The organism is Clostridium sp. 'deep sea' (assembly GCF_014931565.1).
Classification (GTDB): domain Bacteria; phylum Bacillota; class UBA994; order PWPR01; family PWPR01.
Genome location: NZ_CP063353.1, coordinates 3,518,570 through 3,541,498 on the forward strand (window position 1 = coordinate 3,518,570; position 22,929 = coordinate 3,541,498).

Below are 22,929 nucleotides of genomic sequence, written 5' to 3' on the forward strand. Positions count from 1 at the left end.
GAGAAAGTTATAATGCAAAAGTTAAAACGAATATATTCTTATGCAAAAGAATATCAAAATAAAATTATAGTTTCAGTTTTATGTGCAACCTTAAGTGTTATTATGGGCATTGTTCCTTATTTATTAGTACATAAAATAATCATTATGCTTATTAATAAAAGCTATAGTAATATCTATAATTTTTTATTATTATGCATAGCTATTAGTTGCTGTTTAATTTTAAAATCAATTTTATTTGCAAAATCTACAATTTTTTCACATGAGTGTGCGTATGATATTTTAATGGAAATGCGTAATAAGCTTACTTCAACTTTGGCTAATGTACCTATGGGAGAAATTAAAAAAAGAACTATAGGCAACCTCAAAAATGTATTTGTAGATGATATTGAATCTATGGAAATAATGCTTGCACATATGATTCCTGAGGTAATCTCAAACTTTTTAGCACCTGCCTTTACATTAGTATTTATATTTATTTTAAATATTAAAATGGGTTTAGTTTCATTGGCAACTATTCCAATAGGCTATTTTTTTTATAAGCTAATGATGAAAGATAGCACCAAAAAAACAAAAAAGTATTTTGAAGCTACTAATGATATGAACTCCACCATAGTAGAGTATATTAACGGTATGCAAGTAATAAAAACCTTTAACCAAACAACATTCTCTTTTAGCAAGTATACTGACTCAGTTAAACGTTATAGAGATTATGCCCTAGAGTGGCATAGGTACTCATGGCCCTATATGGCAGCTTATGCTGTAATATTACCCAGTACTTTAGCTTTTGTGGTACCCTTTGGGGCATTTCTATATTCGCAGGCAAGCTTAGCAATTAGTAATTATGTTTTAATAATTCTCTTATCAATGGGTTTAACTACACCTATAATTAAGCTTTCTGAGCACCTTGATAATTTACATATCATTAGTGAAAAAGAAAATAATATTAGTGAAATTTTAAGTATAAAGCAGTTTAAATCACAGCGCAGTGATCATGAAATATCTAATTATAATGTGAAATTTAAGGATGTAAGTTTTGCCTATGACTCATTAAATGTTCTTAATAATATATGTTTTGAAGCAAAAGAAAATGAAGTTACAGCTTTAGTTGGTGAATCAGGATCTGGTAAGTCAACTATAGCTAAGTTACTTAATAGGTTTTGGGATGTTAATGAAGGCGAAATTTGCATTGGAGATATTAATATTGCTCACCTCTCAATTAGTGAGCTAAATAAACATATAAGTTACGTATCTCAGGATATTTACCTCTTTAACACTACTATTAAACAAAACATTAGAATTGGTAGGACAGATGCCACTGATGAAGAGGTTATTGAGGCTGCTAAAATAGCTCAATGTCATGAGTTTATTACCGAGTTACCACAAGGATACAATACCAATGTTGGTGACGCAGGAAATAAATTAAGTGGTGGACAAAAACAAAGAATATCTATTGCCAGAGCCTTGCTAAAAAATACTTCAATTATAGTATTAGATGAAGCAACATCATTTACTGATCCCGAAAATGAAGACAAAATACAGGAGGCAATAAATAAACTTATTAGTAATAAAACTTTAATAGTAATTGCTCACCGCTTATCCACTATAGTAGATGCTAATCAAATTTTAGTAATAGATAAAGGTGATGTAGTTGCTAAAGGCTCTCATGAGCAACTCTTAGCCAAATCTCCTCTATACAAAAGAATGTGGAACGCCCATATAGCCACTAAAGATTGGTCTATGTCTGTTAATGGAGGTGAAAAATAATGTTGAGAGTTATTAAAAGAATACTTCAGTTATCACCTAAACATGCTAAAAATATTAAGCTAGCTTTTATCTTTAGTTTTTTAGAAAGTATGTTTATAAATATACCATTAGTAGTTACATTAATGATTCTTGTAAGAGTACTAAATAAGGCAAATGAACATATTTTGAGCCTTAATTATATTAATAAATGTGCTTTATTAATTTTTATAGCTTTAGTTACACAGTACCTTTTACGTTTATTAATTTACCATTTTCAAAGTGCATCTGGCTACAAAATATTTTGTGAAGAGAGAATAAAGCTGGGCAATCATTTTAAACGTATTGCAATGGGATATTACAGCAATGGAAATATCGGAGATATATCGTCCATAATAACTTCTGATTTAACTTTTGTAGAAATGTATTCTATGAGCAATCTCGATAAAGTAATAAACTCTTTTGCAGGAATTTTAATTAGTGTTATATTTATGTTCTACCTAGATTATCGAGTTTCACTAGTAGCCATAAGTATAACTATACCTGTTATAGTAATACTAATAAATTTACAAAAAACAGGAAATAGATACTCACGTAAAAGGCAGGATACTCAGGGTGAGCTTGTAGATGCTGTACTAGAATATCTACAAGGAATGTCTGTTATAAAAGCATTTAACTTAGTTGGAGATAGGTTGAGTCATACAAAATCTGTTTTTAAGAGAGTAAGAGATAAATACATTGAGTTCGAAAAAAAAATTATTTACCCTAATACCCTTTGTGATATATTATTTGCTATTGGTATAGGCTTAACTATATTAACATCAATATATTTGTATATAAATAAGCAAATATCATTACCTATAATCTTAGTTTTGCTAATTTTTATATTTAAAGTTTATCAGCCTTTTCAAGCAATAGGTGTACTTACCGGGTTTATTAGGATTATGGATGCCTGCCTTGATAGATACAGTGAAATAGAGAACATAAAAGTTATTGATAAAGATGGTACAGATACAAAATTGAATAACTTTGATATAGAGTTTCATAATGTAAGCTTTGCGTATGATAAAACAAATGTTTTAAATAATTTAAGCTTTAAGGTTGCTGAAAAAAGCATGACAGCTTTAGTGGGGCATTCGGGTTGTGGAAAAACAACCATAACAAACTTAATAGCAAGATTTTGGGATATTGAACATGGAGAAATTAAGATTGGTGATGTTAACATAAAAACATTAACCTGCGATAGTTTACTTAAAAATATCAGTATCGTATTTCAAAATGTTTATTTATTTAATGACACTATACTAAATAATATTAAGTTTGGTAAAGCTAATGCCAGCATGAGTGAGGTAATAGAAGCCTGTAAAAAAGCACGCTGCCATGATTTTATAACCCAACTAGAGCATGGATACCATACAGTTATCAATGAAGCAGGATCAAATTTTTCAGGAGGAGAAAAACAAAGAATTTCAATAGCCAGGGCTATATTAAAAGATGCTCCAATAATTCTTCTAGATGAAGCTACCGCTAATGTTGATCCTTATAATGAAAAATATATTCAGCAGGCTGTTGACGAGTTAGTAAAAAATAAAACACTTATTGTTATTGCTCACAGATTATCAACAATTAAAAAGTCTAACCAAATATTAGTATTAGAAAAAGGTAGAATTATTGAAAAGGGTAATCATCAACAGTTAATGAATAATAAAGGTCAGTATTTTGATTATTGGAAAAAAAGAGAACAAGCAAGTGGTTGGAAAATAACAAAACAATAAACATAGTTAATTAACCAGTGAGTATTATACTTGCTGGTTTGTGTTTTAAAGGCTTGTGTAGACATTAAAACTATAATCACTTATAGTTAATATAATAGTAATTATTCGTGTTAAATCGCTTTATAAGTTGTATTATGCTTTTAAAACTCTAATAGTGTTGTTTTTACTAATCTATGTTTAGTTTAATTCTAAAATAAGAGGTGATTAAGTGAGTGATTATGTAGGATATATACCCCCTTGTGGTATATACTGTGGAACATGTGCAAATTATATACGAGAAAAAAACTCTTGTGCTGGGGCTACTGAACATTGCAGGATTAGAAAATGTAAAGGTATTTATGTTTGTTGTATAGAAAAAAAAGGTTTAAGCTATTGTTATCAATGTAATATATTTCCTTGTAGTAGATTTAAAAAATTTGCATCTACTTGGCTTAAGCTAGGTCAGGATTTAATAAATAATCAGTATCTGTTAAAAGAACTTGGAGAAGAAGCATGGTTAGCAAAGTTTAATAAGTTAGCAAAACCCAAAGATCACTAAATTAGTGATTTTTTAAACTAGTAACATATTGCTTAATTTTGGTTATTAATTCAATAAATTTAATAACATAAAAAATATTGATATAGGTATTTATTATATATATACTAAAATTAACCAAAATTAAAGGAGGATTGTAATGGATATTAACAACGATAATGATATAAAAAGGCTAGTAGAGAAAATAAGTGAGCAAATTACTTTAGAAAAACTAAATAAAATTTGGAAAGGGTTCAATATAACTAGGTTTGCTTTATATAAGGAAAACAAAGGTTATTTAAGCAGTACATGTGAAGATAAATCCTTAGTGAAAGAGATTGAGTGGAATCCACAGCATTACGGTAACACCTGTATTTTATATAATAACGAATACCTAGGAATATGGAATTTAAATACTCTTAGTCATAATGCAAATTTTGATAGACTATTTGCTAGCATTGTGCATGAGTTATTTCACGGTTATCAGAGTGTATTTTGCAAAAAGGACTATGCCAATGAGTTAAAAGCAGCTACATATACATTTACTAAAGAAGTAGTTAAGTTAATGTTAATGGAAAGGCAATTTTTATATCAAGCAGTAATGGAAACAGATAACAAGCTAAAACAAAACTACATTAACTCATTTATTGTATGTAGATCTAAACGAATATCCCTAAATAGGGAAGATATTTTATATGATTTAACTATTGAAAGTCATGAAGGCACTGCTAGTTTTGTAGAGTATAAAGCCTTAAAAATGATAAGTGGCAATACTAAAGATCATCTTGCAAGTTTTATGTGGAATAAATTATATAAACCAAAAGATATTATTAAACATTTTAGAAAAGGTTTGTATGCTACCGGGATGTTTATTTGTTTATTACTAGATGAAATAGCTGGAGATTGGCAGCAAGAGTTTCAGAGTACTAACATATTATTATATGATTTATTGCTTAAATACTACTGTCCTAAACCAAGTGAACTGATAAATGAAAACAAAGATTGTGCGGAATTAATAATAAAAAATTATAAACAAAAGCAAGAAGATAACTTTAACATGTTTAATGAACAACAGGGTTATACAGTTAATATTAGTGGAAATATAGAGTTGCGTGGTTATGACCCTATGAATATTGTCTCACGAAATAATAAAATATTACATAAACACTTTTTAATGATTAAAGCTGGTAACCAAGAGCTTGTACTAAAGGGTGTTATAATCTGTGAACATAATACTAATTTCGCTAAAATCAAAAAGGTATCTTTTAAAATGAAAAATGAACCTAAACAGCAAAATGATAAAGTACTGCTCTTTGAAATTGGTGAGATTAAGGCCCTTTTGCAAAAAGAAAACAATATTTATAACATTATAGTTTAAAAATCATTTTTTCCTTACTCTTATAAAATAATATTTAAAATCTATTGTTGTTGTAAACATAAATTAGTACAAGTACTTTTGATATAAGATTTTAATGTTGCATATAACAAACAAAATGTTGACTATATACAACAATGATGTTATTATTGTTTGGCGAGGTGAGATAAATTGGTTAAACGTAAAAAACTATTTAAAACAAAAATTAAAGCCTTAAGAGCAGAGCGTAACTTAACCCAAAATGATTTGGCTTTAGATATAGGGGTGAATAGAGGAACTATCTTGGAGATTGAGCGTGGAACCTTTAATCCATCATTGAAGTTAGCCTTTGCATTAGCAAACTACTTTAATAAAACAGTAGATGAAGTATTTGAACCACTAGAGGAGGAGAATGATTAATGGCAATTTTACAAAACTTGCAATCTGCACAACCCTTAATTATGTCATTAATAATCGCAGTATTTTTAATGCATTTACTAATGGAAAAAGATGAATTACAGCAACAGGCTTTCGCAAATGCTCTTAGGTCAGCAGTATTAATAGCTATAGTTGGTACCGTTATTTATCTCTTTTATTGCTTGTTAAATAATATTGTAATAGTGAGTATTTATTCAGTTATTACTGCTTTAGAATTTACTTGTATAATTGCAATAGTATTATATTATTTAGATTTAGTTAACCTTGGCTTTCGATTAAATATTCGTAATAAAACTTTAGCAAATTTTATGCTTTACTTATCTGTTATCATTAGTGTTATTGCAACAGTTAGTGTTGTATTAGAACTAAAGATATTTGCTAACTCAAGTGGCCTATTAAGATATGATGAATTAATGTTATTTGCTAATGTAATATTATTATCTTTATTGATACCAATTCTGCCCAAGCGTAAAAACCTAGGTCATAAAGAGTTCTATAAATCTCAACATGAACTAAGTAAGGGTTTTAACTTAATAATATTAATTTATTTGTGCGTATTTATTTTGTTGTTTACAATAATGTTTATTAATAAGTTTAGGTAGCTATTTATAAAAAAGCTTGGCACAAACCGAGCCAAGCTTTTTTAACCCTTTAGTTTAAAAATTATTAAACCTGCAATCATTAAAACTAAACCTAATGGCTTAGTAAAATGTAGTTTAATAGCCTCAGTACCAAATAAACCAAAAATATCAATTAAAGTAGCTACCAGCAATTGTGATATTAAAAGCACTGAAATAGATAAAGAAACTCCTACTAGAGAAGTACCCTTGGCAATGCTATAAACTATAACTACCCCAAATGCACCAGATATTAAATATAGTCTATTAACTTCGTTTAATTTACCTAAACTGCCTTTTCCAAAAATAAACATTAGGCTTGCAGCAACAATAAGTCCAACAATATGAACATAAGTAGTTGTTTCCCAAAGCCCTATTTTTTCACTAATGCGGGCATTAAAAACTGTTTGTAGGGCAATAAAAATTCCTGCAAGTAAGGGGTATAGTATTCCAGGCATCGCTAGTCTCCATTTCTATTAGGTCTCGTAGATGTTACCTTTAGCTAACTCTGTTAATTTGTTTAAATCTAAAATAGTAATTTGTTTATTATCTTTACATATGATATTGCTAGTAATAAGTTCTTTTAGTGTTCTATTTAAATGCCTGTAGCTTGTGCCTAAAAGCTGAGCGAGCTCGATTGATTTAGGTATAGTAAATACTAATTCATTACTTTGGCAACTATTACTCATAGATAATAAATAGCTAGCAATTCTTGTTTTTAGAGAGTATAGCAGATTTAAAGATGCTGAACTAGATGTACCGTGTAATTTATCACAAACATTCTGCAAAATAAGCCTTAAAAACTTATAATCAGTACCAGCTATTTTTCTTACCTTACTAACTTCTATGGCAATTAAAGTAGATTTACACATTGCTTCTACACTACAATGAACTTTATGATGAGAAAATAATTCAACATCTCCAAATACACTTAATGGGTAGTTAAACTTTAGTAACAGAGATTTACCGTTATCATAAAGGTTATAGGTTTTTAGTTTGCCCCTTACCAGAAAAAAAATATGGGTTAATTCAGTGTGCTTTTTGCAAATAAGCTCACCTTTTTGATAAATAAAAAGCTCCATATTATTAATAAGTTCTTTACTAAAGTGCTCCAATAAATTAAACTCATGTAAGTAATCAAAAATTTTTTGACTACAAATAAATCTTTTCATTGCTAGCCTCCCTTAAGGGTCTATTTATAGTATATACATATATAAAAATAAAAAAAGGACACAAGTCCTTTTTTTTGAGATATAGGATTTTTTTTAGATATAATTTAGTGATTAATCTTTAACTCAAATACATCTGGCCTACTATAGTGACCACAGGGATCAAAATCAACTCTACTCAAAACAACTAAATTAAGGTCAAGCTCTGCGTAAAGAATATCTTCTTTATTCCAAATAGGGCCTGCTACATATTCTCCAAAAGGACTAACAATACAACTTCCACCAGCACACATTAATTCTGGCTCTTTTTGTAGCTCATTGTAACACTTTAAGTCAGTTGGATACATATCCTTTGTAACAAATTGGTTACATCCTATTACAAAACATCTGCCTTCAAGGGCTATGTGTTTCATTGTTGCTTGCCACTGTTCTCGTGAGTCAGCTGTAGGTGCTATATAGATACTTACCCCTTTTTTATACATAGCAGTTCTTGCAAGAGGCATATAGTTTTCCCAGCATATCAGTGAGCCAAGAACTCCGTATTCAGTATCAATAGTTGTTAAGGTACTAGCATCACCTTCACCCCAAATACATCTCTCTGTTCCGGTAGGCTTTAGTTTGCGATGTTTGCCTATTAAACCTACTACAGGATCAAAAAAAAGATTTGTGCAGTAAAGAGTGTAATTATTTTCATCACGTTCAGTAATACCTAATGATACAAAAACACCAGTTTCTTTGGCTACCTCTGCAATAATATCAGTATCATCACTAGGAACCAGAACTGAGTTATCATAATAACGTTTCCAGTCTTCACGACCTTCCATAGTTCTGCTACCAACAACCATGCCAAATGAAAATCCACGAGGATAAGCGGGTATATAAGACTCAGGGAATACAATTAATTCTGCACCTTGTTTAGCAGCTTGTCTTATTATTGATACAGTTTTTTTGATAGATTCAGTTTTATTCATTATTACTGGAGCTACCTGAGCAACAGCAATTTTAATACTCTGCTTTTTTGTCTTTTTCACTATTTTCACCCCTAAACTTACTTATAAATAATTTTATAGATTTATTAAAAACCTTTCAACTTCATTATTCCTATTTTTATGAGAACATATAACTAAGTAGTGGATATTTGTTGTATGCTGTAGTGCCTACTATAATAATATTTAGTGAAAATAACTAAATAATTTTATGATTATAGTTTTCTTTTATTAGACTTACGTAAATACACTTGATGCATAGCAAAGGCTATAGCATTATTAATGGGTTTTGCTCCGCCTATTTTTTTGGACTCGTTAAACACTGTACAGGATTTTTCTAATATCTGGCAAGTTAAATAAGCCTCATGTAAGGATTTACCTGTACATAAACCACCTTCTGCATTTACTAAAACAGCAGATCTACCTTTTAAACACTTAACCACGTTTAGTGCCTGTTTATTACTAATATTTATAGTTGGTCCTATAACTTGAGCCATATCCTCTAAAACTGGAGGAATGTTTTCATTATTACAGCTACTTTGCAAAACATAATCGCTAAATAAATGAATAATTGCATTTATATCTTTTCTATACTTATAGATATTTCTATGAATCTCTAACTCTTCAGTAGCAATATTTTTGCAAACATTGCTTTTAGAAACAATTTTTATATCATCTAATGTAAAGTATTTATTCTCAATACACGGTGATATTAATATATTATCTTCATCTACTCTAAGGCTTATACAGCCTAGCTTATTTTTAAATAAACCTATTTCTTTTAAAAGCTTAATGTATTTTAAAATCTCCTGTTTACCGTTAGAGGTGTTCATTATTTTACCTCCTTATAGCTGTTAATAAAGTCTTTACAGGACTGCTCCATTATATAACATGTATCAATTGCTATATTCATATCTGTGCCCACACAAAAAGCTCCATGATTAGCTAAAATAACTGCATTTTTATTACCAATAGCAGTTATGGTGTTATGAATAAGTTTTTTAGAGCTTGAGACAGCATATTTTGTTATGGGTATTTTACTGCCGATAAAACTTAACATTTTATCAGACATACAAGGTACCTCTTTATGAGCTACACTTACAATACTTGCATATATAGAATGGCTATGAATAATTGCTCTAATCTGGGGCTTAAGTTTGTACAATGCAGCATGTAGTTTGCATTCAAATGAAGGCTTTAGGTCTCCTTCATATTCTAGAGTATGTATATTTACAACAACTATATCGTTAACTGAAAGGGTTTCGTAATCCCTACCACTTGGGGTAATTGCAAAGTAATCTTCATTGATTTTTAAACTAACATTGCCGCCTGTATTAGTTACTAATACTTTTTCTAAAAGTATTTTAGCTGCCTCTATAACAGCTATTTGTGCTTCATGTTTCTCCAAAATATCACCTCTTTTTTTAACTATAGCAGTTATGCCCCTAGTTTTTGCTGTATAAACGATTACATTACTAAATATTATAAAATTATTAACAAAGTAATTAAGGTATTCTTTAGCAAAAAATGTAAGTGATCATGATGTTGTTATACTAATATACTCACTCTAGACCTCATATACTATATATAATAAATTTTTATATCATATTCCTTATATTAGCAATATTCTTTATGTTATTTTAAAATAGCAAAAAAACATTAATTATTTTAAGAATAATTTCATATTTAAGTAAAGAATTTATTAAAACAATACGATAGTATACTACGATATATATTATTGTGGTCATTCAATATATTACCATATAGCTTACTATATCTAAAACTATTAATATAAATATCTAATAGAAATAAATTGCTAGTGAGGGATGAGAATGTTAGAGCTTATTAAAACAAAAATATTTAGAAGACAATTCTTATATTTTATTGTTTTAATTACCTTTATGTTTACAGTTATTTTATCTGCAATTACGGTAATAACTAAGCAATCATTAGAAAAGCAAGTGCTGCAACATACTGTACTTTCTAAAGAGCAAGTAGTGGGTGACCTAAGGAGGTATTTATCTAATAGAATACAAGAAATTAAGTCTTATGTAATATCACTAGAAGAATACAACACCTCAGAAATTAAGTCTGCTAAAATACAAAATTATCTATATGAGCAATTTCTTAATCAAGATAATTTTAGAAGCTTTGGCATTATCAATAAAGAGGGCATAATTGTAAATAGTAACTTAACTGAAGATATGAATGCCATAAATTTAAAAGACCGTGATTATTTTAAAAATGGTATGAACAACATATCCTCTGTTAGTGGTTTTTTGGTTAGTAAAAGAAATGGTGATTCAATAATGATTATTGCTGAACCAATAAATCTTAGTGACAACACTAGGCATGTATTATTTGGTGCAATTGCTATTAGTAAAATGGAAAAAATAATAGAAAATTTTACTAATAAAAATAATAATAAGGTATTTTTGCTTGATGAAATGCATAATATAGTGAGCACAAATTATTATAATGAGCTAATGGCTAAAAAAGTCCCAAATAAACTACAAAGAAACTCAACCGCTATTACAGCCCTTAAATCAAAATCTCAAGGATCAGGAACTTATGATGATATTTTTAATATTCACGTATTTGGATCTTATGAGTGGATTTACTCTTTAAATATAGGTGTAATAGTTGAGTCGGATTATGAAGTGGCAATGGTGTCATATACTTCATTAGTTAAAATTGTTATATTAATAGCTTTTGTAGTATATACATTAGGCATATGTTTGTCGTTTCTGATGAGCTTGCAATTTATTCAACCTTTAAATGTAATTATTAAAAGTGTAGAAAACTTCTCAAACAACAACCCTCAACTAAAAGAGGCTCAGCCGATAGAAATTATTGAAGATAATGAGCTTAATGATTTGGTGATTGCCATAAATGAAATGCAAACTAAAATTGTGGAGCGAGAACAACGCTTCAACAAGTTAATTATACAGCTTAAAGAAGAGAAGAAAAATGCAGCTGAAGCAAATAAATTAAAGAGTCAGTTTTTAGCAAATATGTCGCATGAATTACGTACCCCTCTAAACTCTATTATTGGTTTCACCCGTCGAGTAATGAAGAAAACTAAAGATAATTTACCAAAAGTTCAGTATGAAAACCTTGCTATAGTTATGAGTGAAGCAGAGCATCTTTTAGAGTTAATTAACAATTTACTAGACTACTCAAAAATTGAGGCACACCGCATGGATACCTACATTGAGAGCTTCAACTTAGTAAGTGTTATAGATGAAATCAGTAATATGTTTAATATAACCTTAGAAAATAGCACTTTAAACTATGAAAGAGAGCTGTATAGCGACAATATACCTATTCTATCTGATAGAACAAAGGTAAAACAAATTCTACTTAATTTAATTAGTAATGCCTTTAAATATTCTGAGAAAGGTACGATTATAGTTAGTGTAACAGAGCAAAATGATAAATTAATTATAAAAGTGATAGACGAAGGAATAGGTATTTCTAACAAAGATATCCAAAATATCTTTGATGAGTTTAGGCAGGTAGATGGCTCTTACACCAGAAAAGTTGGGGGTACAGGTTTAGGTTTATCTATTACGAAAAAAATGACTACTTTATTACAAGGATCAATATTTGTTAATAGTGAAGAAAACGTTGGTAGTGAGTTTACGGTTGTGTTACCAAAAGTATACAAAAAGAATACAGAGCAAAACGTTGAAAACATAATTATTGACAGAGCCTATAAGTTTACAAATAACAAAATTGTTTGTGTAGATGATGATTTAGCTATGCATAAGCTGTATAAACAGTATTTTGATAAAGAAAACAACAATGTAACTTATTTGACTGGCAAAGAAGATGTAATAGGAGTTATTGAAGAAATTATGCCAAAGGCAGTTTTACTGGATATAATGCTTCCCAATAAAGATGGATGGGATATTTTAGCCCATATTAAATCTAGTGATAAACTTAGAAATATAGCTGTGATTATGGTTTCAGTGCTTAATGAAAGGAAAATTGCTTATCATCTTAAAGCAGATAACTACTTAGTTAAGCCAGTGTTAAGAGAAGAGCTAATAGAGGCCATAAATAAAGTTGACCTGTTAAATGATTTTCAAAGGGACATTTTAATAGCAGATGATGATGATAATTTTGTGAGTCTAGCAGAACAAGTACTTAGTGATTATGTTACAGATATTAGGAGTGCTAGTGATGGTGAAATTGCAATTCAAAAAATTAAAGAAAAGAAACCAGCCATTTTATTGCTAGATATAATGATGCCAAAATATAATGGATTTGAAGTACTGGAGTATTTAAAGAAAAATAGGTTACTTGATGACATAGTAGTAATAGTTATTACGGCGAAAGACTTAAGTGATAAAGAAAAACAGCAGTTAGAGGATGCGGCAGATTTAATATTAAGAAAATCTGGATTAAATATAGAAGATATAATACCTCAAATTTTATTGGAAATAAACAAATAGCTAGAGGATGAGGAGTATATATTATGAATGAACGAATACTGATAGTTGATGATCATAAGAATAATATAAGACTATTAGAGGATATATTACAAGATGAAGGTTATGAAACCTATCGAGCTTACGATGGGGAAGAAGCTATAAAAAAAGCTTTTAATATTCAACCAGATCTTGTACTACTAGATATAATGATGCCTAAGTTAGATGGCTATAGTGTATGTGAAACACTGCAGAAATCTAGTGAAACAGTAGGCATACCTATTATTATGGTTACTGCACGGGTAGAAAGTAGAGCCCTTAAAAAAGCACTAGAGGTTGGAGCATATGATTACATTAAAAAGCCGATAGATGACATAGAGGTATTAGCAAGAGTTGCTTCTGCTTTAAAGCATCGCAAACATCTTATTACCTTAAAAAACAGATCTTTTAAAGATGGTTTAACAGGTGTTTGTAATCATAGTGCTTGTCAAGAGATAATTGATAAGGAATTAAAAAATACAAGTAAAAAAATGCTCTCTTTTGTGATGTTAGATATAGATCATTTTAAACATATTAACGATAAATATGGGCATATTGCTGGAGATGCTATTCTAAAAGAGCTTGCAATTGTTGTTTCAACTGTAGTTAAAGGTAGGGCTCGTTTAGGAAGATATGGAGGGGACGAGTTCTATGTAATCTCATCTGTAAACGATATTAGCGAAACCCAACTACTCTGTGATGAAATTCTCAAAAGTGTTGAAAATCATGTATTTAGTATACCTAATGATCAGTTAAATTTAACTGTAAGTATTGGCTACAGATGTATTCCCAAAGAGCAGGTTAGCACTAATTGTATAATAGCTGATGCTGATAAAGCTTTATATCAGGCTAAAGAAGAAGGTAAAAATAAGGTAGTTAGTTATAAATAAAAAAGAATAGATAGTTTAAACATTGGGCAGGCTGTTTTTTTGCACCCCTCGGTTTTATGAGCATTTTACATATATTGCTAATTGTTTTTGTTATACTGATAGTAGAGGGGGGAGCATTATGAAGATATTTTACTTTACAGCAACTGGTAACAGCTTATATGTAGCTAAAACATTTAAAGCCAATTTATACTCAATACCCAGTGAGCTTAATAACAGCAAACTAACATACCAAGATGATAAAATAGGCCTTATTTTTCCATGCTATTTTGGTGGAGTTCCACGTATTGTAAAAGAGTTTTTATCTAAGGCAAAGCTAACTAGTGATTATGTTTTTGTGATAATTACTTACGGTAGTAGTGTAATGGGAACCTATAATATGCTTAAACAACTTGCCCTTAAAAATAATATAGATATTAAGTATATTAACAAAGTGAAAATGGTAGATAATTTTATTCCACTATTTAAAATAGAAAAAGAACTAGAAAAAAAAGATGAAAACAAAATTAATGATAAAATAATAACGATTGTTAGAGATGTACTAAGGGGCAAAACTAAAAAACCTAGCAGTAACTTTATTGTTAATTTTATTACTAAAGTAGTTTACAGCTGGTTTACAAAACGGCAGGGTAGCTATGACAAACATTTTTATGTGACCGATAATTGTAATAGTTGCAGAGTTTGTGAAATGGTTTGCCCAGTAAACAACATTATTGTTAATAGAACTGTTCAGTTTTTACATAAGTGTGATTATTGTTTGGCATGTACAAATTTGTGCCCTGAAAATGCCATTCGAATGAGAAATGAAAAAAGTAAAATGAGGTACCTTAATAAACATATAAAACGTGCTGAAATAATAAGAGCAAATGATGTAAGTAGTTCTTAACATATTTTTTAGAGGAACCTATTTAGGGTTCTTTTTATTTAGGGAAATTATTAGAATAGTGAGTTGCTTAACGGGTTGTTTATCTTAATTAATATTATAAATTACAAAGGCGACATATAGCTGTCATGTTATATGTGTTAAATTTTTTTGGGTGATATAAATGAAAAAAATAGTTGATAATTTTAAAACATTAGGTGGCAAACACTGTGTTACTACAGCCTTAAAACAAATCTTTGATTATTACAATTGTTTTATATCTGAGGAAATGTTGTTTGGTTTAGGCTGTGGTCTTGATTTTGTTTATTTAAATTTAGCAAGCTTTCCTATGATATCAGGTAGAAACAAACCCTTTGTATTCGAAAAAATGCTAGCAGATAACTTAAACATTAAAATAAAGTGTAAATCAAGTACTAGTAATGCAAATGCAGTTAAAAAAACTAAACAGATAATTAACAATAATAAACCAGTTATAATCTATGTGGACATGGCTTATTTAAAATACCTAAACCTAAATAAAGAGAGTCACTTTGGAGGACATGCAGTAGTATTATTTGGCTATGATGATGAAAAACAACACTACTATATAAGTGACAGAGATAACTCAAATTTTGCGATAAGAACTCCAAAACAGCCTATTAAAAGCGATTTTCATTTAGTAAGCTACAATGAGTTAGCTAAAGCTCGAAACAGTAAATATAGACCGTTTCCTGCTAACAATAAATACCTAGATATAGATTTAACTGATTTTAAAGGTGTTACTGAGCAAAGTGTAGTAACCTCAATTACTTTAACTTGCAACAAAATGCTTAAGGCACCTGCCAAGTTATTAGGTATTAATGGCATTAATAAATTCAGTAAAGAAGTACTAACGTGGAATAAATTTAAGATAGAGAAATTGAAATTAGCTGGAATAAACAATTACTTTCAAATAAGTGCCGATGGTGGTACAGGTGGGGGTATGTTTAGAGAGATGTTTGCAGACTTTTTAGTTGAGAGTGCCGCCCTCTTAAATAGCACTGTTATTCAGAACTTAGGTTATAGCTATAAGCAAGAAGCAAAGAAGTGGAATATCATATCAGAACTAATGTGGCAACTCTACCAAACAGCTAACAAAAACATTTTAAAAGAGATTAGCAATATAAGCCAAAAAATATCTGTAACTGAACTTAGTTTATTAACTCAATTACAATATGAAATAAATAACATACGAAGGAATGGCACAGAGGCACATTCCCTACAATAGTAGCTTTTCTCAAAATAAATGCTAAGGCGTAGCAAGCAAAACCTAATAGATTAAAAGATTACGATTACTCACAACTTTGTAGGGGCGAACCTTGTGTTCGCCTGTATTAATACCTCAAATAAAAAAGGCGAAGACCAGCTTCACCCCTACGATAGGTACCTATGTTAAGTCTCTTAAATCAAAAAGAACAGTTGAAAACAAAATCAAAATCATGCACATGCGATTATAGATTTAAACAATTAACATATATATAAAATGAGCAGTAATACCAGCAACTAATCCCCCAATTGTGTGACTAATTAAGGCTGATGAAATTAATTCTCGTCTTTTTAGGGCATCCATCATGCCAACATGGGTACTTAAATAACCACTCCAGCACATTCCCATTGCTGTAAATACTGCAATATCGTTGCCACCAATAAGGTTTAACTCTAAAAACTTAGGTACTAAGCTAATAGCTGCTCCTACAGCACCCAAAGAAGTAATTGGAAAAGAAATTGCCTCTGGGCTAGTGAAACCAAACAAAGGAGTTAAAATTGGTGAAAATAAATTGCCAATCTTAGGTAGCAGGGCTACACCCTCAAAGGCTAAACCTTGGTATCCTACAGTTGGATCAGCAGGGCCAAAGGTTAACATCATGATTATTGTACAAACAAATAATAAACCAGGTATTATAGCAATGCCCATTTGCACACCACTTTTACCACCCTCAAGCATAGCTGTCATAAAGCGAATAAAAAATGAATCATCAGAGTATTGCTCATCTTCTGTTTTTTTAATCTTGTTGGTGTGTTTAATAGTGGTAGGATTTTTTTTGTTTCTTCTTTTCTGTATTAAGTGTGCCATAATTCTAACACTAAAGATACTACCTATTATAGCACCAATATTACCAATTAAGGCCTCATTAAAAAAACCAAAACCCATCATAAAAGTGGTTAATATTAGTCCCATTCCAAATGATGTTCCTAAATTACATAGCGTTGGCACTTCATCTTCGGTAAAGTATTCTAAATAATTTTCGTCATTGGCTAGAGTTATAATGGCAGGGTTATCAGATAAATAAGTAGTTACAATACCAAGCGATGAAGCCCCCGGAAGGTTATACAGTGGTTTCATTAACGGGGCAAATATGCGGTTAAAGATTTTTACTAAGCCAAATTCATTTGCTAGGTTCCCTAAGGCTCCCATAATAACAGAGATAGCTAGTATATATAAAGCTGTATCAAGAAGCAGTGTATGTGCTGTTTTCATAAGAGATGAAAATAAATTTGCTACACCCATATTCACACTTAAATACCCAACAAAGAGCCCTATTAACGTAATAAATAATAGTGTATAAATGGCTTCTTTTAATTTTCTGTTTTTCATGTGACACCTCCTAAACAAACTAAATCACCCAAGATTATATAGCAGCAATAATTATTTATCTATACAAAAATACAGGTGCTTATTAGCCGTTTCCCAGTAGCAATATCATTAAGCAATTTTATTTAAGAAATTTATAGAATTATATTATGTTTTGGAATTGTTGACAGTATTTAATTAATAATTAATGAAATTTACACCATATTAGTTATTGACATGAAAAATATTAATGCTTTTAATTTAGTATATATCGAAATAAATTCAAACAAAGAAACTTTTTGAAAAATAAGTATTAAAGTATATTTACATTATTAACAATTAGTAAAAGTCGAGATTAAATAAATTAATCTCGACTTAGCTTATATTTTTTGCGATATTCAGTTGGAGACATTTTTTCAATAATTTTAAAAACCCTACAAAAAGATGAACTATGGCTGTAACCAACCTGATTAGATATTTCGCTTATACTATATTTTGTTGTAAGTAAAAGTTCTTTAGCCTTTTCTATGCGCAACTTTTGAATATAGTCTTTGGGGTTCATAGACTCTTGTTTTTTAAACCATTCTGAATAATAGTTAACATTATAATGTTCAATTTCAGCAAGCTTATTTATATTTAAATCTTCATTATAATGTTTATTAATATAGTCTATAGATTTTGAAATATTACGCTCAATAATCTTATCGTACAAGAAAAAATATAGGTATTTAATTGTAGAGGGGTTTGTTTTGTTATCTATCTCTAACATAATAAGCCTAATTAATAAAGACATACTTTCGTTTATTAAAACCTTGCTACTTGCCTTGAATTTTTCAAGATCACTTTTTTTAATCATGCTCATTGGAATGTCTATTACTAAAGATTTTTCACCAGCTTCACTTCTAAAGTCATGAAAACAGTTAGGTGGTATAAAACCAAGTGACTTATTATCTATGGTGAATGCTCCATAATTAGTTTGAATGTAAACATTAGACTCTAAGGGGATTACTATTTGGGCATAAGCATGTTTATGAGACATGTTTTTGTTAGAGATTTCTAAGATGTTTGCGTTGATTTGGTTCATATACACACCTTCTTTAATGATAAATAGGATTTTATTTATTATATTATTTTGATTATAGATAACTTATATCCATAAATCAATATTCATTATAAAATAAATATATTTGCAATGTTTACTATAGTTTATACATCTGATTTAATCCCAATACCCTATAAAGTAATTTATTAAAAAGCAGTAATACTTAATGTATATTAATGTGTAATGTTTGAGCTTATGGTAGTATATTATATAGGCTTTAATATAAATTAATATATGTTTAGTGGAGATTAAATTTATGAAGAGTAGAATAAAAGTAATAATAGCTAGTTTATTTATGATTGTCATATTGGTTGGTTGTAACATAGATTTGTTTGGTGAATATGAAATGGTAAGTGTAGATGAAACAGTAAATGATGTGACTGGCATATTCGATTTAATAAAAGTTGATGTGATTTGTACAAATATAAACTTAGTTGCTGATGATAGAGATAATATTCTAATTAAATTAACAGGAGAAAAGTCTAAAAATGTAAAACATCAATTAAAAGTTAATAAGGTAGATGATTGTTTAGAAATATTAATAGACTTTAACAAGCTAAGTGGTTTAAGAAGCATAGATTTTAAATTAGATATTCATATTCCTAAAAACTATGTCCAAAGCATGGATCTTACTACATCATCTGGTGATATAACAATTAAAGATTTTACTTTAGATAATCTAGCGTTAGATTTATCATCGGGGGATAGTAGCTTACAAAATATCACAAGCAATAAACTCAGTCTAGCTATCAGCTCTGGTGATACCACAATAGACAAAGTAGATGCAAACAGCTTTGATTTTTCAGCATCATCGGGTATGTTGACAGCTAATGAATTAACAACAGATACATTTAAGTATGGTGTTACATCTGGTGATATAAAAATAGAGAAATTTAGGGGTGATATATGCGGTGAAGGATCATCAGCTGATATTGAGTTTAATTATTCAGAGTTTGATAATGAAATTGCTATTGAGGCTACGTCTGGTGATGTGACAATTAACTTGCCAAATACTGCTGAGTTTAACTTAGCTGCTAAAGTTAGTTCTGGTAATATAGTATGTGATTTTCCAATCCTAACCCAGGGTAAACAGGAAGATGATGTGCTTAACGGCACTGTTATAAGTGCAGATAATAAAATAAATATACAGACATCATCTGGTGATATTTTAATTAAGTATCTAATAAAAGATGAATAGATATTACTATGTATTAGTATTGTAATAAAATTGTTGCATAGATACTATTTTGGATATTGGTATAAAACTATTTTATTTATGGCTTGATTAGGTTTACTGAACATCTAAAATAAATTATATAATAGTGTAAACAATAAAATGGGTGATTAACATGAAAAAGAAAATAGAAAAAAATTGGAATAGCATGGTTGATGCTTATGAGCAGTTTACTAATAAGCCCAGCTCTTATAGCTTAGCTATAGAATGGCCATCAATTAAGCAGCTATTGCCAAATATACAGAATAAAAAAATATTAGACTTAGGCTGTGGTTCAGGACGATTTAGCTTTTTACTTGAATCATTAAATCCAAGAAAAATTACTGCAATAGATTTGTCTCAGCAAATGTTGAATAAAGCTAAAGAGATAGCTAATACGAAACAGTCAAAAGTTGAGTTTCTTACGGCAGATATAGAGAACTTATCTATATTAGAAGATAATAGTTATGATTTAGTATTTTCATCTACTACACTTCATTATTTGCCTCAGTTAAACAAAATAATGAGTGAAATACAACGAGTTTTAGTACTAAATGGAGTTTGCATTTTATCTGTGATACATCCGATATATACATCACATTATCCGCTAGCTCAAAACAATGAGTTTCCAAAAGATGATGATTGGCAGGTGAGGTATTTAAATAAAGAGCTAAGAGCCTATGTTCAACCTTGGATAGAATTTAATGACAATATTAAAAACTACCTAAGTATAAGCTATCATCATACATTTGCTGATTATGTTAATAACGCTATAAACGTTAATTTAAATATTATATCTGTAAGTGAACCTGAACCACCCAAACAATGGAGTATAGATACACCTACAAGATACACAGGATTTATAAATACACCAACCTATTTGATAATTAAACTACAAAAGAGTTTTTAAAAACGGTTTTGATTATATATTCACTAAATAGGCTGAAAAGAGCAATTATAGTTTTTTTTATATGCTGTTTCACTATCATTTTTATTTTTGGTAATGTAGCAGCTGTTTTTTTATTTATCATATAAAAATCATTATATTATAGTAATTATCCATGCAAACAAACGTTTACTTTTAAGGCTTTTTATTGTAAAATTGAACTATTGGATTAAAGTAAAAAAAGTAGGAGTAAAGGATTAACCATTATGATAAAATATACAATCTGCTTTATAAAGCAAGGAGATAAAATACTGCTTTTAAACAGAGAAAAACCAAGCTGGATGGGCCGCTGGAATGGAGTAGGGGGACATATAGAAGAAAATGAAACAGCAAGGCAGTGCATTATAAGAGAAATATATGAAGAAACAGGTTTAAAAATAAATAATGTTGTATTTAAGGGTTTAGTTACTTGGATTTATGACGACAAGTATCATGGAGGTATGTATTCTTATATTGCAGAAATAGCAGAGAATGTAAACTATAAAACCCCTATAAAAACCCCAGAGGGTATTTTAGATTGGAAATCTCTTTCTTGGATTTTAAACCCACGTAATACAGGGGTAGTTAATAATATTCCTTCTTTTTTGCCTTATATGTTAAATGAAAATAATATTTATGAACATATATGTTATTACACTAATAACAATTTGAATAGGGTGGAAAAGAAACAATGCTCTCTAGTTGTAGAATAGCATTTACATAAGACTAAAAAATTTACTAATATTTGATTTAAGAAGTGAGTTTTGGGGTAAAAACTTAGTATGTAGTTATAAAGCTACAAGGATTGGAGAAGTGAACATCTAAGATGAAATCAAAGTTTATTAACAGTTTGCAAAATAATGATTTAGCAACGCTTAAACAAATACCCAAAAGTGATTTACACAACCATGCTACAAGAGGTGGTAATATAAAGTATGTTTTAAAAAACAGTGAAGAAGTTTTAGCAAATTTACCTAAAAAATTCACTAATTTAACTGATATGCAAAGTTGGTATGAAGCCAATATTAAATTACACTGTAAAGGTTTACATGGATTTGTTAATAGAATTGAAGCAGCATTTTTACATGCTTTAGATGATGGTGTACAAACTTTAGTTTTGAGTTTTGGTTTAGCCGACAGTATACATTACAATAATAGTTATAAAGATTATATAAATGACATAAAACATATCCACCAGCGAATAGCTCCTGAAATAAATTTTATACCAGAGTTAAGTTTATCTCGTACGCAAAATATTGTTGAAATGGAGGAAATTTTTGAGCAATTATTATCATACAACTTTTTTAAGTCTATTGATTTAATAGGTGATGAAAATATAGCAGTGGATGAATTTAAAAGTATATATAAAAAAGCTAAACAACATAACTTAATACGCAAAGCTCATATAGGTGAATTTAGTGATGCACTATCAGTTAAAAATGTAGTAGAGGCCTTAGACCTTAATCAAGTACAACACGGTATAGCAGCTGTAAATTCTCAAAAGGTTATGAACTTTTTAGCAGATAACAAAATTCAGCTTAACATTTGCCCTACAAGTAATGTAATGTTAAGTTTGGTAAATAGCTATAGAGAACACCCCATAAGTATACTGCATGAAAATGGTATACCTATAACTATAAATACAGATGACATGTTAATATTTAATCAAAGTGTTTCACAAGAATACTTAAACCTTTATAATAATGGTGTTTTATCCGCAACAGAACTTAATGAGATTAGAGAGACAGGCTTAGGAGTTATAAAAACAAAATGAAACTTGAAATTAGTGAAATAAGCAATGCCCAAGCAAAAAAAATTACAGAGTGGCAGTATAATGAACCCTATAATATTTACAATGGCAGTGGTAGTGATAATGAGGTTGAAGAAATTTTATCAAATAATTATTTTGCCGTAAATAATAATAACGATTTAATAGGCTTTTATTGTTATGGAAAATCAGCGCAAGTTCCTGCTGGTAATGAGGTTAATGCCTATGCAGATAGTAGCTATATTGATATAGGTATTGGTTTAAAGCCTGAGTTATGTGGTAAGGGTTATGGATATAACTTTTTTTCAAATGCAATAAAGTTTGCACAAGAACTAGGACATACTAAAATTCGTTTAACTGTAGCTAGTTTTAATACAAGAGCTATTAGAGTTTATGAAAATGTTGGTTTTAAAAAACAAATGCAATTTTATAAACAAGACAACTCTCTGTTAAGACCCTTTACAGTTATGATACTTAAATAAAAAATATAATA

22 protein-coding genes are annotated in these 22,929 nt (G+C 29.4%); 15 read left to right on the forward strand and 7 right to left on the reverse strand.

The features are described 5' to 3' along the window. Nucleotides 1-12 precede the first annotated feature (12 nt). The 6 genes from IMX26_RS16245 (at nucleotide 13) to IMX26_RS16270 (ending at nucleotide 6,423) form a co-directional block, all read left to right on the forward strand. Nucleotides 13-1,764, forward strand: coding sequence for an ABC transporter ATP-binding protein (locus IMX26_RS16245; protein ID WP_195159406.1), 1,752 nt, complete (start codon nucleotides 13-15; stop codon nucleotides 1,762-1,764). Next, a complete protein-coding gene (locus IMX26_RS16250; protein WP_195159407.1) occupies nucleotides 1,764-3,515 on the forward strand; it encodes an ABC transporter ATP-binding protein in 1,752 nt (583 codons plus the stop codon). The genes IMX26_RS16245 and IMX26_RS16250 overlap by 1 nt, the downstream gene beginning before the upstream one ends. A gap of 208 nt (nucleotides 3,516-3,723) precedes the next feature. Then, entirely contained in the window at nucleotides 3,724-4,053 is a 330-nt protein-coding gene (locus IMX26_RS16255) for a DUF3795 domain-containing protein (protein ID WP_195159408.1), read from the forward strand. 136 nt (nucleotides 4,054-4,189) lie between these two features. Continuing rightward, nucleotides 4,190-5,407: a hypothetical protein gene (locus IMX26_RS16260; RefSeq protein WP_195159409.1), complete on the forward strand. Its 1,218-nt coding sequence runs from the start codon at nucleotides 4,190-4,192 to the stop codon at nucleotides 5,405-5,407. 168 nt (nucleotides 5,408-5,575) lie between these two features. Further along, nucleotides 5,576-5,803 carry a helix-turn-helix transcriptional regulator gene (locus tag IMX26_RS16265; RefSeq protein WP_195159410.1) on the forward strand — a complete coding sequence of 76 codons (228 nt, stop codon included), beginning with the start codon at nucleotides 5,576-5,578 and terminating at the stop codon, nucleotides 5,801-5,803. Then, the gene (locus tag IMX26_RS16270; protein WP_195159411.1) at nucleotides 5,803-6,423 is read left to right on the forward strand and encodes a hypothetical protein; all 621 of its coding nucleotides are present in this window, start codon (nucleotides 5,803-5,805) and stop codon (nucleotides 6,421-6,423) included. Before IMX26_RS16265 ends, IMX26_RS16270 begins: the two co-directional genes overlap by 1 nt. Before the next feature lie 41 nt (nucleotides 6,424-6,464). Here IMX26_RS16270 and IMX26_RS16275 read toward each other — a convergent pair whose 3' ends face one another. The 5 genes from IMX26_RS16275 to IMX26_RS16295 all read right to left on the reverse strand — a co-directional run bounded on the left by IMX26_RS16275 (nucleotide 6,465) and on the right by IMX26_RS16295 (nucleotide 10,001). After that, nucleotides 6,465-6,896: a DMT family transporter gene (locus IMX26_RS16275; protein ID WP_195159412.1), complete on the reverse strand. Its 432-nt coding sequence runs from the start codon at nucleotides 6,894-6,896 to the stop codon at nucleotides 6,465-6,467. Nucleotides 6,897-6,914: 18 nt separating this feature from the next. Then, nucleotides 6,915-7,610 (reverse strand): Crp/Fnr family transcriptional regulator, encoded by a 696-nt coding sequence (locus IMX26_RS16280; RefSeq protein WP_195159413.1) that lies wholly within the window; start codon nucleotides 7,608-7,610, stop codon nucleotides 6,915-6,917. A 104-nt stretch (nucleotides 7,611-7,714) separates the two neighbouring features. Continuing rightward, a complete protein-coding gene (locus IMX26_RS16285) occupies nucleotides 7,715-8,638 on the reverse strand; it encodes a carbon-nitrogen hydrolase family protein (protein WP_279324869.1) in 924 nt (307 codons plus the stop codon). Nucleotides 8,639-8,808: 170 nt separating this feature from the next. Then, nucleotides 8,809-9,426: a class II aldolase/adducin family protein gene (locus tag IMX26_RS16290; protein WP_195159414.1), complete on the reverse strand. Its 618-nt coding sequence runs from the start codon at nucleotides 9,424-9,426 to the stop codon at nucleotides 8,809-8,811. Beyond that, nucleotides 9,426-10,001 (reverse strand): class II aldolase/adducin family protein, encoded by a 576-nt coding sequence (locus IMX26_RS16295; RefSeq protein WP_195159415.1) that lies wholly within the window; start codon nucleotides 9,999-10,001, stop codon nucleotides 9,426-9,428. The genes IMX26_RS16290 and IMX26_RS16295 overlap by 1 nt, the downstream gene beginning before the upstream one ends. Nucleotides 10,002-10,425: 424 nt before the next feature. Here IMX26_RS16295 and IMX26_RS16300 point away from each other — a divergent pair, with 424 nt between their 5' ends. The 4 genes from IMX26_RS16300 (at nucleotide 10,426) to IMX26_RS16315 (ending at nucleotide 16,084) form a co-directional block, all read left to right on the forward strand. Then, complete coding sequence (locus tag IMX26_RS16300; protein ID WP_195159416.1) at nucleotides 10,426-13,053, forward strand: response regulator; 2,628 nt, start codon at nucleotides 10,426-10,428, stop codon at nucleotides 13,051-13,053. Between the two features lie 23 nt (nucleotides 13,054-13,076). Next, a complete protein-coding gene (locus IMX26_RS16305) occupies nucleotides 13,077-13,958 on the forward strand; it encodes a diguanylate cyclase (RefSeq protein ID WP_195159417.1) in 882 nt (293 codons plus the stop codon). A 118-nt stretch (nucleotides 13,959-14,076) separates the two neighbouring features. Beyond that, nucleotides 14,077-14,841 carry an EFR1 family ferrodoxin gene (locus IMX26_RS16310; RefSeq protein WP_195159418.1) on the forward strand — a complete coding sequence of 255 codons (765 nt, stop codon included), beginning with the start codon at nucleotides 14,077-14,079 and terminating at the stop codon, nucleotides 14,839-14,841. Nucleotides 14,842-15,001: 160 nt separating this feature from the next. Further along, a complete protein-coding gene (locus IMX26_RS16315; protein WP_195159419.1) occupies nucleotides 15,002-16,084 on the forward strand; it encodes a BtrH N-terminal domain-containing protein in 1,083 nt (360 codons plus the stop codon). 231 nt (nucleotides 16,085-16,315) lie between these two features. Here the strand turns inward: IMX26_RS16315 and IMX26_RS16320 are convergent, their stop codons facing one another. Beyond that, the gene (locus IMX26_RS16320; protein WP_195159420.1) at nucleotides 16,316-17,452 is read right to left on the reverse strand and encodes a hypothetical protein; all 1,137 of its coding nucleotides are present in this window, start codon (nucleotides 17,450-17,452) and stop codon (nucleotides 16,316-16,318) included. Between the two features lie 340 nt (nucleotides 17,453-17,792). Further along, on the reverse strand, nucleotides 17,793-18,512 hold the full coding sequence (locus IMX26_RS16325) for an AraC family transcriptional regulator (protein WP_195159421.1): 720 nt from the start codon (nucleotides 18,510-18,512) through the stop codon (nucleotides 17,793-17,795). A 274-nt stretch (nucleotides 18,513-18,786) separates the two neighbouring features. On the opposite strand from IMX26_RS16325, the gene IMX26_RS16330 reads away from it, so the two are divergent. The 5 genes from IMX26_RS16330 (at nucleotide 18,787) to IMX26_RS16350 (ending at nucleotide 22,918) form a co-directional block, all read left to right on the forward strand. Then, nucleotides 18,787-19,728 carry a DUF4097 family beta strand repeat-containing protein gene (locus tag IMX26_RS16330; protein WP_195159422.1) on the forward strand — a complete coding sequence of 314 codons (942 nt, stop codon included), beginning with the start codon at nucleotides 18,787-18,789 and terminating at the stop codon, nucleotides 19,726-19,728. Between the two features lie 151 nt (nucleotides 19,729-19,879). Next, nucleotides 19,880-20,653, forward strand: a complete 774-nt coding sequence (locus IMX26_RS16335) for a class I SAM-dependent methyltransferase (protein ID WP_195159423.1) — start codon at nucleotides 19,880-19,882, stop codon at nucleotides 20,651-20,653. 242 nt (nucleotides 20,654-20,895) lie between these two features. Further along, nucleotides 20,896-21,381 (forward strand): 8-oxo-dGTP diphosphatase, encoded by a 486-nt coding sequence (locus IMX26_RS16340; protein WP_195159424.1) that lies wholly within the window; start codon nucleotides 20,896-20,898, stop codon nucleotides 21,379-21,381. 113 nt (nucleotides 21,382-21,494) lie between these two features. Beyond that, nucleotides 21,495-22,442, forward strand: coding sequence for an adenosine deaminase (locus tag IMX26_RS16345; RefSeq protein ID WP_195159425.1), 948 nt, complete (start codon nucleotides 21,495-21,497; stop codon nucleotides 22,440-22,442). Continuing rightward, nucleotides 22,439-22,918, forward strand: coding sequence for a GNAT family protein (locus IMX26_RS16350; protein ID WP_195159426.1), 480 nt, complete (start codon nucleotides 22,439-22,441; stop codon nucleotides 22,916-22,918). Before IMX26_RS16345 ends, IMX26_RS16350 begins: the two co-directional genes overlap by 4 nt. Nucleotides 22,919-22,929: the final 11 nt, after the last annotated feature.

Coding starts and splice junctions, on each gene's coding strand:
- IMX26_RS16245 (WP_195159406.1), top strand. CDS start 13: ATGCAAAAGTTAAAACGAATATATTCTTATGCAAAAGAATATCAAAAT.
- IMX26_RS16250 (WP_195159407.1), top strand. CDS start 1,764: ATGTTGAGAGTTATTAAAAGAATACTTCAGTTATCACCTAAACATGCT.
- IMX26_RS16260 (WP_195159409.1), top strand. CDS start 4,190: ATGGATATTAACAACGATAATGATATAAAAAGGCTAGTAGAGAAAATA.
- IMX26_RS16270 (WP_195159411.1), top strand. CDS start 5,803: ATGGCAATTTTACAAAACTTGCAATCTGCACAACCCTTAATTATGTCA.
- IMX26_RS16275 (WP_195159412.1), bottom strand. CDS start 6,896: ATGCCTGGAATACTATACCCCTTACTTGCAGGAATTTTTATTGCCCTA.
- IMX26_RS16280 (WP_195159413.1), bottom strand. CDS start 7,610: ATGAAAAGATTTATTTGTAGTCAAAAAATTTTTGATTACTTACATGAG.
- IMX26_RS16290 (WP_195159414.1), bottom strand. CDS start 9,426: ATGAACACCTCTAACGGTAAACAGGAGATTTTAAAATACATTAAGCTT.
- IMX26_RS16300 (WP_195159416.1), top strand. CDS start 10,426: ATGTTAGAGCTTATTAAAACAAAAATATTTAGAAGACAATTCTTATAT.
- IMX26_RS16305 (WP_195159417.1), top strand. CDS start 13,077: ATGAATGAACGAATACTGATAGTTGATGATCATAAGAATAATATAAGA.
- IMX26_RS16310 (WP_195159418.1), top strand. CDS start 14,077: ATGAAGATATTTTACTTTACAGCAACTGGTAACAGCTTATATGTAGCT.
- IMX26_RS16315 (WP_195159419.1), top strand. CDS start 15,002: ATGAAAAAAATAGTTGATAATTTTAAAACATTAGGTGGCAAACACTGT.
- IMX26_RS16320 (WP_195159420.1), bottom strand. CDS start 17,452: ATGAAAAACAGAAAATTAAAAGAAGCCATTTATACACTATTATTTATT.
- IMX26_RS16325 (WP_195159421.1), bottom strand. CDS start 18,512: ATGAACCAAATCAACGCAAACATCTTAGAAATCTCTAACAAAAACATG.
- IMX26_RS16330 (WP_195159422.1), top strand. CDS start 18,787: ATGAAGAGTAGAATAAAAGTAATAATAGCTAGTTTATTTATGATTGTC.
- IMX26_RS16335 (WP_195159423.1), top strand. CDS start 19,880: ATGAAAAAGAAAATAGAAAAAAATTGGAATAGCATGGTTGATGCTTAT.
- IMX26_RS16340 (WP_195159424.1), top strand. CDS start 20,896: ATGATAAAATATACAATCTGCTTTATAAAGCAAGGAGATAAAATACTG.
- IMX26_RS16345 (WP_195159425.1), top strand. CDS start 21,495: ATGAAATCAAAGTTTATTAACAGTTTGCAAAATAATGATTTAGCAACG.
- IMX26_RS16350 (WP_195159426.1), top strand. CDS start 22,439: ATGAAACTTGAAATTAGTGAAATAAGCAATGCCCAAGCAAAAAAAATT.